At 63.5% G+C, this 10,161-nt stretch carries 7 protein-coding genes and 1 pseudogene; 4 read left to right on the top strand and 4 right to left on the bottom strand.

Annotated elements, in window-relative coordinates; all coding sequences use genetic code 11:
• A pseudogene (locus BFP96_RS12940) lies at positions 1-256 on the bottom strand (energy transducer TonB); the annotation flags it as partial.
• Between the two features lie 223 nt (positions 257-479).
• Positions 480-1,346: a LysR family transcriptional regulator gene (locus BFP96_RS12945; RefSeq protein WP_065893823.1), complete on the bottom strand. Its 867-nt coding sequence runs from the start codon at positions 1,344-1,346 to the stop codon at positions 480-482.
• Positions 1,347-1,449: 103 nt separating this feature from the next.
• On the opposite strand from BFP96_RS12945, the gene BFP96_RS12950 reads away from it, so the two are divergent.
• Positions 1,450-2,637, top strand: a complete 1,188-nt coding sequence (locus tag BFP96_RS12950; protein WP_065936345.1) for a CynX/NimT family MFS transporter — start codon at positions 1,450-1,452, stop codon at positions 2,635-2,637.
• Here BFP96_RS12950 and BFP96_RS12955 read toward each other — a convergent pair.
• Positions 2,608-4,932 carry a TonB-dependent receptor gene (locus BFP96_RS12955; RefSeq protein WP_065936346.1) on the bottom strand — a complete coding sequence of 775 codons (2,325 nt, stop codon included), beginning with the start codon at positions 4,930-4,932 and terminating at the stop codon, positions 2,608-2,610. The two genes, BFP96_RS12950 and BFP96_RS12955, sit on opposite strands and share 30 nt — an antisense overlap.
• Positions 4,933-5,087: 155 nt before the next feature.
• Between BFP96_RS12955 and BFP96_RS12960 the strand changes: the two genes are divergently transcribed.
• Positions 5,088-6,032: a LysR family transcriptional regulator gene (locus BFP96_RS12960; protein ID WP_065936347.1), complete on the top strand. Its 945-nt coding sequence runs from the start codon at positions 5,088-5,090 to the stop codon at positions 6,030-6,032.
• 183 nt (positions 6,033-6,215) lie between these two features.
• Positions 6,216-7,823 (top strand): alkaline phosphatase family protein, encoded by a 1,608-nt coding sequence (locus BFP96_RS12965; RefSeq protein ID WP_065936348.1) that lies wholly within the window; start codon positions 6,216-6,218, stop codon positions 7,821-7,823.
• A gap of 124 nt (positions 7,824-7,947) precedes the next feature.
• Here BFP96_RS12965 and BFP96_RS12970 read toward each other — a convergent pair whose 3' ends face one another.
• Positions 7,948-8,853 carry a TauD/TfdA dioxygenase family protein gene (locus BFP96_RS12970; protein ID WP_065936349.1) on the bottom strand — a complete coding sequence of 302 codons (906 nt, stop codon included), beginning with the start codon at positions 8,851-8,853 and terminating at the stop codon, positions 7,948-7,950.
• A gap of 181 nt (positions 8,854-9,034) precedes the next feature.
• On the opposite strand from BFP96_RS12970, the gene BFP96_RS12975 reads away from it, so the two are divergent.
• Positions 9,035-9,955, top strand: a complete 921-nt coding sequence (locus tag BFP96_RS12975; RefSeq protein ID WP_065936350.1) for a LysR family transcriptional regulator — start codon at positions 9,035-9,037, stop codon at positions 9,953-9,955.
• Positions 9,956-10,161: the final 206 nt, after the last annotated feature.

Raw genomic sequence — 10,161 nt, forward strand, 5'->3', positions numbered from 1 at the left:
GGATTTCCGGCGGCACCACCGGCAGCACCGGGGTGGGCTTCTGGCTCACCCAATAGATCACCGCGCCGTGCAAGGCCAGCACCAACAAGCCCAACAGAACGCCTTCGCGCCGGCTGGAAAACCGCTTGGGGGTCTGCTGCAGACGCAACTGCCCCAACGGCGCGCGGTGCGGCCGGTCAAGGTCGACCAACTCACCGCTCGGTGCCAGGCGCCCTTGCGCCTCAGTGGCACGGGCGGCGGTCTGGACATTGCCCATTGATTCACTCCCTACGATTTTCAAACCTAAAAACCGACGGGCCTGCGTGGCAGGCCGTCCAGGGTTGAATCATCGGGCTGGGTGCTTATCTCTTAAAGTAATCTTTAAAGTTATGCTTATGCCTAACTTGAATAAATAAAACTGACTCATACGCCAAAGCCACGGTCTGCGCGGCCTGGCGCAGAGGTGGCATTTTTCAATGCGTTTCAGGCATGCAAAATATTCAGTAGAGGCATGGCCCAACGGGGCTGTTGGCGCACAAATCGAACAGTTCAGCCTGTAAGCACTGCCCTGCCGCGCTCAGGCCGCTGCGGGCATACAACGCCAGGCGCACGCCTTGCACCACGGGCAAACCGCTCTCTGCGCCCAGCACCACATGCCCGGCCTGCACCACCCGCAGCGGCAACAGACTCACGCCCAACCCCGCCGCCACGGCCGAACACACGCTGGCCAGGCTCGCGCTGGAATAGCCGATACGCCAGCGCCAGCCGCCCACTTCAAGGTGGTGCAGCATTTCATTGCGGTACAGGCCGCCCACGGGAAACGCCACCAGCGGCAACGGGTCGCGTCCCAGGCACGGCGTGCTGCGGCTGTCCACCCAGCACAGCGGCTCGGGCCACGAGGCCAGGCAGTCATCGCTGCTGCCCATCTGTTTGACCAGCAACACGTCGAACTCACCGCTGCGGTATTGGCGCTGCAGCTCGGGGCCCAGCCCGCTGGTGACCTCCAGGCGCACCCGTGGATAGGCCAGCACAAACGCCGAGAGCAACGGCATCAATCGCTGCGCCGCGAAATCCTCCGGCACACCCAGGCGCAACACGCCGTCGCTTTGCTGGTTGATCAACACATCGGCGGCCTCTTCATGCAGCGCCAGGATGCGTCGCGCATAGCCCAGCAAGCGCTCGCCTTCGGCAGTGGCGACGACACGGCGTTGATCGCGGTCCAGCAACTGGCACGCCACGGCATCTTCCAGGCGGCGGATCTGCTGGCTGACGGTGGATTGGGTCAAGTGCAGGCGCTCGGCGGCGCGGGTGAAGTTGCCGCAATCGACCACAGCGACAAAGCTGCGCAGCAATACGGGATCGAACATGGTCATTCTCTTTGCCACTGGTTGGCATGGTTATATTTAATTTCAGAATACCCGGGGCGCTGGCCATACTCACGCCACATTTTACTGGGTGCATAGGCGCTGCATGACCCTCAATAAGTCCTTTGCAGGCTGGAGCCTGCTGGTAGTGCTCGGCCTCAACCTGCGGCCGATCCTCAGTTCCATCAGTCCGTTGCTCGGCGAAATTCGCCAGGCCACCGGCCTGAGCTTCCAGAGCAGCGCCCTGCTGACCAGCCTGCCGGTGATCTGCATGGGCCTGGTGGCGCTGGTGGGGGTGCGCGTGGAAGCGCGGCTCGGTGAACGGCGCGGTATCGCCCTGGGCCTGGTGATGATTCTGCTGGCGTGCCTGGCGCGCTGGCTGATGGGCCAGGCGTCGGCGCTGCTGGTCACCGCGTTGCTCGGTGGTGCGGGCGTGGCGCTGATCCAGGCGCTGGTGCCGGCGATGATCAAGCGCGAGTTTCATCAGCGCGTACCGGTGGCGATGGGCGTGTATTCGGCCTCACTGATGGCCGGCGGAGGCCTGGCGGCGTTGCTCAGCCCGGTGGTGGCGACGCACTTCCAGCAGTGGCAGGCCGGGTTGGGTGTGTGGCTGTTGCCGGCGCTCGCAGCCTTGTTGCTATGGACGTGGCTGCCGCTGGGCGCCGCCAGGAGTCCACACGTGGCGCCCGCCTTCAAGGGGCTGCGCAACCGTCGCGCGTGGTTGCTCGCGCTGTATTTCGGCCTGGTCAACTGCGGCTACATGAGCATGGTGGCCTGGCTGCCTGCCTACTATCAGCAACTGGGGTGGGGCGTGCTGCCCAGCGGCTCGCTGCTGGCGTTCATGACCATTTTCCAGGTGATCGCCGCGCTGCTGATGCCGGTGCTGGCACAACGCGGCATCGACCGTCGCCCGCTGCTGGGCATCAGCCTGGTGGCGCAAACCCTCGGCTACCTCGGCCTGATCATCGCGCCGCAGGTCTTTCCCCACGTGTGGGTGGCCCTGTGCGGCTTCGGCCTGGGCGCGTGCTTCGCCCTGAGCCTGCTGCTGTCCCTCGACCATCACCGCGACCCACGCCAGGCCGGGCAACTGGCCGCCTTCGTCCAGGGCGTGGGCTTTTTGATCAACGCCGTTTCGCCCTGGCTGACCGGTTGGCTGCGCGAACTGACCGGCAACTTTGTCAGCGCCTGGATCGTGCTGACACTGACCGTGCTGGCCATGCTGCTGGTGACGCGGGTGTTCAGCCCGGCCACCTACCGCACCGGGCTAGAAGTCGTAGCGCCCGGTCACGCCTAGGGTACGCGGGGCGCCCAGCAGGCCTTCGTATCCGCCGTTGCCGCCGGTCCACAGGGTGGTGTAGTAGGTTTTGTCGAAAGCGTTTTTCAGCCACAGCGACACGTCCCACTGGCCCTGTTGGTAATTGCCGCGCAGGCCGGTGGAGAGGTTGACCAGCGCATAGGCCGGGATCTGCCCGTAGTCGGAATCTTCCACGGTGCCCACCGCCTTGGAGCGGAAGGCATAACTGGCGGTGACGTAGGGTTCAAAGCCGTTATCCAGGTTCCACTTGTACTCGCCGTTGGCGTTGGCGATCCATTTCGACGCGCCCACCACCTGGTGGCCGGTGAGGTCGCAGGACGTCGGTGCGCCGGGGCGCAGGCTGACTTCCGGCGGGCATGGCGCGTCCTTGTAAGACAGGTAACTGACGTCGTTGAAGGAGCCGTTGAGGTTCAGCGTCAGGCCCTTGATCGGCACCAGCGTACTTTCCACTTCCACCCCCCGCGAGCGCACGGAGCCGGCGTTGGTGAGGTACTGCACACGGTTGTCCTGGTCGTAGGCGTTGGTCTGGTAGCCATTGACCTGGGTCCAGAACAGGTTGGCGTTGAGTTGCAGGCGGCGATCCCACAACGTGCTCTTGAAACCCAACTCGGCGTTGTTGGCGCGCTCGGTGCCGATCAACAGCGAGTCGGCCCCCGCCGTCGGCGCCGAGCCCACCGCCAGGTTGACGCCGCCGGACTTCTCGCCGTGGGACAGCGTGGCGTAGCCCAGCAGGTTGTCATTGAAGTGGTAACTGAGGTTGAGCAGCCCCGACGGGGTGGCGCTGTATTGCGTCAGGTCACCCGAGTCATACGCCCCGGTACGCCCGCGCCGCGCCGTGGCAGCAGCGCCGCTGACCGCAGCGCCGCCCAGCGGGGCATTGCGTGTCACCCAGGCACTTTTTTCTTCGTAGGTGCCGCGCAGGCCGGCGGTGAAATCCAGGCGTTCGGTCAGGTGCCAGGTGCCTTGGGCGAACAGCGCAAAACTGTCGGTGCGGATATGCCCGTTGCCGATGCTGCTCACGTTGTTCAACGCGCCGCTCGGCGTGCCGTTCCAGATATCCGCCTGGGGGCCGTAATAGGCGAAGGACTTGTTATCCAGGTCAGAGCCGAAGTAGTAGGCGCCGAGCACGTAATCGAAAAACCCGCCCTGGGGTGAAGCCAGGCGAAATTCCTGGGACCACTGCTTGTCCTCCACCGATACGCCGGCGTTATACGAGGCCGGCACGTTAAGACCGTCATCGTTGCGCGGGGTGAAATTCCACCAGCGATAGGCACTGACCGACGTCAGGGTGAAATCGCTCGGCAAGGTCCAATTGGCCTCCAGCGAGGTGCCGCCCTGAAACACGGTGACGTGCTGGTCGTTGTCCAGGTTGACCTTGCGGTGGGTGCCATCGACCAGGGTCGCACCCGCGGCGTTGGCCCGGGACTGATAGAGGTTGGTGCCGTTGATGGTCGGCCCGGTGCTGTAGAGCACACGTGTACCGGCGCTGGAATCCTCCTCGTTGTAGTCGCCGATCCAGCGCAGGTTGAAGGCCTCATTGGGCTTGTACAGCAGTTGCCCGCGAAAGCCCTGGCGCGAACCGCCATTGAGGTCGTGGCCGTCATGTTCATTCTTGATGTCGCCGTCGCTGCGCGTGCGATAGGCCGAAAAACGCCCGGCCAATTCATCGGTAAGCGGCCCGGAAATCGTGCCCTTGGTCTGGAAATAACCGTCCTCGCCCAACGAGGTTTCGATGCTGCGCTCCGGGGTGAAACTCGGCGCGCGGGTGCTGATATTGATCACCCCCGCCGTGGTGTTCTTGCCGAACAGGGTGCCCTGCGGGCCGCGCAATACCTCAAGCTGCTCGATGTCCATCAGGTCGAACACGGCCATGCCGGGGCGCCCGAGGTAGACGTTGTCGATATACAACCCCACGCTGCCCTCCAGGCCGTCGCTGGCCGGGTTGTTGCCCAGGCCGCGAATCGACACGCTGGACTGGCGCGCATGCATATAGGCGACGTTGACGCTGGGCACCAGCTGCTGCAGGTCCTGAATCCGATACACCCGCTGGCTCTCCAGCGCCTGGCCGCCGACCACGCTCATGGGCGTCGGTACCGCCTGGGCGCTTTCGGTACGCCGCCGCGCGGTGACCGTGACGGTTTCCAACTGGCCACTGGCGCTCTCGCCTGCCGGAGCCGGCTCGGCAGCATGACTGGGGGTCCAACTGGCACTGCCCGCCAGCAGCATCGCCAGGGGCAGGCGCTTGAAGGGTACAACGGGCTTGAACAGACTCATGGGCGGCTCCGGAACCCAGGAATATCCAGCAAGGCATATTCCTTAAGGTTATTTATTTATGGTTTTTAGAACATTTACTGCATAAGAGATAGCCTTTATAAGGAGTCGACCTAATGCATAGCCAATGCATTTCCCGGATATTTTTGATGTGAAAAATGCATATCGACCTGCGCCAACTTCGCCACTTCATCGCCCTCGCCGAACAACGCAGTTTCGTCGCGGCGGCGTTGACGGTGAACCTGTCGCAATCGGCCTTCAGCCGCAGCATCCAGGCGCTGGAACACAGCACCGGCTGCCAGTTGGTCGACCGTGGGCGCAAAGACCTGGCGCCGACCAAACAAGGCCAGGTGCTGCTCGAACATGCCCGGCGCCTGGTCAGCGGCGCGCAGCAACTGGCCAATGAGATCAGCCAGTTCAACGGCCTGGAGGCCGGCGAGTTGCGCTTCGGTTGCGGCCCGGCGCCGGCCGGTGGCTTGATCCCCCGCGCCATCGGCAGTTTTATCGGGCGCTACCCCAAGGCACGCGTACAGTTCCAGGTGGACGACTGGGAAAGCCTGAGCAAACGCCTGCTCAGTGAAGAGTTCGAGTTTTTCGTCGCCGACACCCGCCACTTCGAAGCCAACCCCGACTACCACACCCACCGCCTGCGCTCACGCCGCTGGTATTTCTGCTGCCGCATCGGGCACCCCCTCGCCACCCACGACAGCGTCAGCCCCGCCGAACTGATGAGCTACCCGCTGGCCGTGACCATCCGCCCGCCGAACCTGCGCAAAGTCATCGTCGACCTCAGCGGCCGACCGGATTACCAGCCCAACGTCGAATGCGAAAACGGCTACAGCCTGCTGGGCGTGGTACTGCGCTCGGACGCCATCGGCATCGTCAGCGCCAACAGCGACATGCTGCACATGGCCCGGGGCGAGTTGGTGTGTTTGAAAATCGCGGGGCTGGATGAAAATCTGGAGGAGCGTTACACCCGCTACGGGATTGTCAGCCGTGCGGGGTATCGATTGTCGCCGTTGGCGGAGGCGATGATTGAGCAGATCAAGGAAGTGGATGAGCTGGATGAAGATAGTTATACGCTTGAGAATATCGCGGTCTGAACCGACGCCATCGGGGGCAAGCCCCCTCCCACATCTGGAATGCATTTCAAGTGTGGGAGGGGGCTTGCCCCCGATGGCAACACCCATGCATTCACTGCATGAAACCCAGTCCCCAAATGCACTTGCCAGCGCCCCACCCAAACAGCGAAAAAACCTCACCTATCTTCCATCCGGTGAGCCTGCATGTCCCAACCCCAACCCGTACGCAACGTGCTCTACATCATGTGCGACCAACTGCGCCGCGATTACCTGTCGTGCTACGGCCACACCCATTTGCACACCCCGAACATCGACCGCCTCGCCGCAGCCGGCGTGCGTTTCAGCCGCGCCTACACCCAGGGCACCATCTGCGGCCCGTCGCGGATGTCGGCCTACACCGGGCGCTATGTCAGCAGCCATCAGGTGGCGTGGAACGCCGTACCGCTGCCCCTGGAGGAACTGACCATCGGCGACTACCTGCGCCCCCACGGCATCCGCACCGCGCTGGTGGGCAAGACCCACGCCACACCAAACCTGGATGCCCTGCAGCGGCTGAATATCGACCCTGAAAGCGCCCAGGCCGAGGCGCTGAACGAAGTGGGCTTCGACACTTATTTCCGTCACGACGGCATCTACCCCGACAGCCCGCTGTTCGAGGACAAACGCGAGTCCGCGCCCTACACCCATTACCTGCGCGAGCAGGGCTACAGCGGCAGCAACCCGTGGCATGAATGGGCCAATGCCGCGCAAGGTGAAAACGGCGAAGTGCTCAGCGGCTGGCACATGCGCAACGCCGGGTTGCCGGCGCGGGTTGCCGAGCAGCACTCGGAAACCGTCTACACCACCGACCGCGCCATCGACTTTATCCAGGAGCAGGCCGAACAACCCTGGTGCCTGCACCTGTCCTATATCAAGCCGCACTGGCCCTATATCGCCCCGGCGCCGTACCACGCGCTGTATGGCGCCGAGCATATCCAGGCGCCGATTCAACCGGCGCACACCAGCGATCACCCGGTGTACCAGGCGTTTCGTCAACACCAGGAGAGCCTGAACTTCTCCCGCGACGAGGTGCGGCTCACGGTGATTCCAACCTACATGGGGCTGATCAAACAGATTGACGACCAGCTCGGGCGGCTGTTCGATTTCCTGCAAAGCAACGGGCGCTGGGATGACACGCTGATCGTGTTCACCAGCGACCATGGCGACTTCCTCGGCGATCACTTTCTCGGTGAAAAGGAATTCCTGCTCGAACCTGCCGTGGGCATTCCCCTGATCGTGCGCGACCCGCGTGCCAGTGCCGATATCAGCCGTGGCTCGGTGGACGCGCGCCTGGTGGAGACCATCGACGCGCTGCCAACCTTCCTCGACGCCCTGAGCCTGCCTGCCGCCGAGCACCGCCTGGAAGGCCGCTCGCTGATCCCGCTGCTGCACGGTGAACCGACGCCTTGGCGTGACTATGCGATTGCCGAGTACGACTACGCCTTCCAGGCCCCCGCCCGCGAGCGCCTGGGCCAGCCGATCGACCGTTGCCGCATGACCATGGTGCGCAGCGAGCGCTGGAAATACCTGGCCTATGACGGCTTCCGCCCGCAGCTTTTCGACCTGCACAACGACCCGCAGGAAGTACACGACCTGGGCGCCGACCCGGCCTATGCCGACGTGCGCGAGGTGCATGTGGGTTATCTGTTCGACTGGCTGCGCGGGTTGAAGCGGCGAACCACCATCAGCCACACCGAGATCGAAGTGCGTGGCCAATGGTTTCGCTACGGTGAGCCGGAGGCGGAGAAGGTGGTGCAGATTGGCGTCTGGTAGAACGATGCAAATCACTGTGGGAGGGGGCTTGCCCCCGATGGCGGTGTGTCAGCCACTGAAAGGTTGACTGACACTCAGCTATCGGGGGCAAGCCCCCTCCCACATTTTTAATCTGCAGCCTGGCTCAGCGGCCTTTGGTGGTCCTGCTGGATTGCCCGTGCACGCCCACCGGCACATCGCCCTTGAGCGTCACCCGGCGCACGATACGCTCCTGGGTGCCGTAGTCGTCCACCGCGTAATGCTGGGTGGCGCGGTTGTCCCAGATCGCTACGTCGCCGCTGTTCCAGCGCCAGCGCACGGTGTTTTCCAGGCGGGTAACGTGGCTTTGCAACAGGTTGAACAGTTGCGTCGAGTCGGCCTGGGAGTAGCCTTTGAGGCGCTTGACGAAGTGCCCCAGCAGCAGGGTTTTCTCACCGCTGACCGGGTGCACGCGCACCACCGGATGCTCGGTTTCATACACCGTCGAGGTGAACACCTTGCGGTACTCCTCGAGCCGCTCCACCGCCACATCCGGCTTGAGCGCGGCGTAGTCGTATTCGTTGCTGTGGATGGCCCAGAGGTTATCCGCCAGGGCGCGCAGCTCGACGCTGAGGTCGTTGTAGGCCGCCGACGTGTTGGCCCACACGGTGTCGCCACCGGATGCGGGCGCCAGCACCGAACGCAGGATCGAAGCTTTGGGGTAGGCATCGACGAAGGTCACGTCGGTGTGCCAGGAGTTGGCGCGCTGGCCGCGCGTGCCGTCCAGCTCCATCAGGAAACGCGTGCCGTCACGCACCGGCACGGTCGGGTGGGCAATCGGCTCGCCGAGCAGATGGGCGAAGGCTTCCTGGCTCTGGTCGTCGAGGTGGGACTGTTCGCGAAAGAAGATCACCTTGTACTGCACCAGCGCTTGCTGGATGGCGTCGACAGTGGCGGCATCGAGATGACCGGACAGTTTGATGCCACGGATCTCGGCGCCGATGCGGCCGGCGACCGGATGAATGTCCAGTGCCTGGGCGATGGGTTGAACAGCTAATGCGGCGTTGCTCATTGTGGTGACCCTCATGTGCCTGCGGATGGTGGAACGCTCGCCGGCAACGCTCTATTCATATGCATTTTAGATCTAGCAAATGAACTAATGCTTCGTTGACGGAATAAGAGCTTGCATTTAAAACCTCAGCTCCGTCGCTCGCAAATGCCTTCGACCTATTTTTCAAATGCCGGGAATGCATATGGATCTGCGTCAACTGCGCTACTTCATTGCCCTCAACGAACACCGCAGTTTCGTACGCGCGGCGGACGCCATGGGCATCACTCAACCGGCGTTCAGCCGCAGTATCCAGGGGCTGGAACAGGAGTTCGGCTGCGTGCTGGTCGACCGTGGCCACAAGGACCTGCGCCCCACGCCCGAAGGCCAGGTGGTACTGCAGCACGCCCTGAGCCTGGTGCATGGCGCCGCCTTGCTGAGCAGTGAAGTCACGCGCATGACCAAGCTCGATGCCGGCGACCTGCGCTTCGGCTGCGGCCCGGCGCCGGCGGTCAAGCTGGTGCCGGATGCGGTGGCGCGGTTTATCGGCGCGCACCCGAAAATCCGCACCAGTTTCCAAGTGGATAACTGGGAAAAACTCAGCCGCGCCCTGAGCCGCGAGGAGATCGAATTCTTCATTGCCGACATCCGTCAGTTCGAAGCCGACCCGAACTTCCAGACCCGAGCGCTGACCGCCAAGCGCGGCGTGTTTTTCTGCCGCCCGGGGCACCCGCTGCTGGCCAAGGACAGCCTGTCGACCAATGACATGTTCGACTACCCGCTGGCGGCGCCGCTGATCTCCCAGGGCATTCGCAAACTGCTGGCAAACCTGAGCGGGCGCATGGATTTTTCGCCGAGCATCCAGACCGAACACTTCCCGGCGCTGGTGAAAATCGTGCTGCAGTCCAACGCCATTGGCGTGGGCACCGAGGAAGCGTTCGCCGAGGACATCGCCAGCGGCGCGCTGGTGCTGCTGCACTGGCGCAACCTGCCGCAGAACATGGATACCCTGAGTGCGCGGTGCGGGATCGTCAGCCGCACGGGGGCGCGGTTGTCGCCGGCGGCTAAAGCGATGATTGAGGTGTTGGTGGAGGTCGACAGGCAGGAGGTGAGTGTGGCGGTCTGAAGGGCCTCATCAGGGCATAGGTATCTACACAGCTCCGCAGCACCCACCGTAACCCCGATGCGAAGCGAGCCGCTCTTGATCTTGATCTGCTTTTGATCTCAGGCGCCCCGTCAAACCACGCTGGCCGAACGCAGGCTTGAATCCGTGGGCAACCCGGCAGGACGCCGGGTTAGCCGCCCCGCGCCATGGATGGCGCGTGGCGGCGG

Source organism: Pseudomonas sp. 34 E 7 (assembly GCF_900005715.1).
GTDB classification, from domain to species: domain Bacteria; phylum Pseudomonadota; class Gammaproteobacteria; order Pseudomonadales; family Pseudomonadaceae; genus Aquipseudomonas; species Aquipseudomonas orientalis_A.

Bases quoted from the DNA above. Each gene is read 5' to 3' on its own strand.
- BFP96_RS12945 (WP_065893823.1), bottom strand. From the start codon at position 1,346: ATGTTCGATCCCGTATTGCTGCGCAGCTTTGTCGCTGTGGTCGATTGC.
- BFP96_RS12950 (WP_065936345.1), top strand. From the start codon at position 1,450: ATGACCCTCAATAAGTCCTTTGCAGGCTGGAGCCTGCTGGTAGTGCTC.
- BFP96_RS12955 (WP_065936346.1), bottom strand. From the start codon at position 4,932: ATGAGTCTGTTCAAGCCCGTTGTACCCTTCAAGCGCCTGCCCCTGGCG.
- BFP96_RS12960 (WP_065936347.1), top strand. From the start codon at position 5,088: ATGCATATCGACCTGCGCCAACTTCGCCACTTCATCGCCCTCGCCGAA.
- BFP96_RS12965 (WP_065936348.1), top strand. From the start codon at position 6,216: ATGTCCCAACCCCAACCCGTACGCAACGTGCTCTACATCATGTGCGAC.
- BFP96_RS12970 (WP_065936349.1), bottom strand. From the start codon at position 8,853: ATGAGCAACGCCGCATTAGCTGTTCAACCCATCGCCCAGGCACTGGAC.
- BFP96_RS12975 (WP_065936350.1), top strand. From the start codon at position 9,035: ATGGATCTGCGTCAACTGCGCTACTTCATTGCCCTCAACGAACACCGC.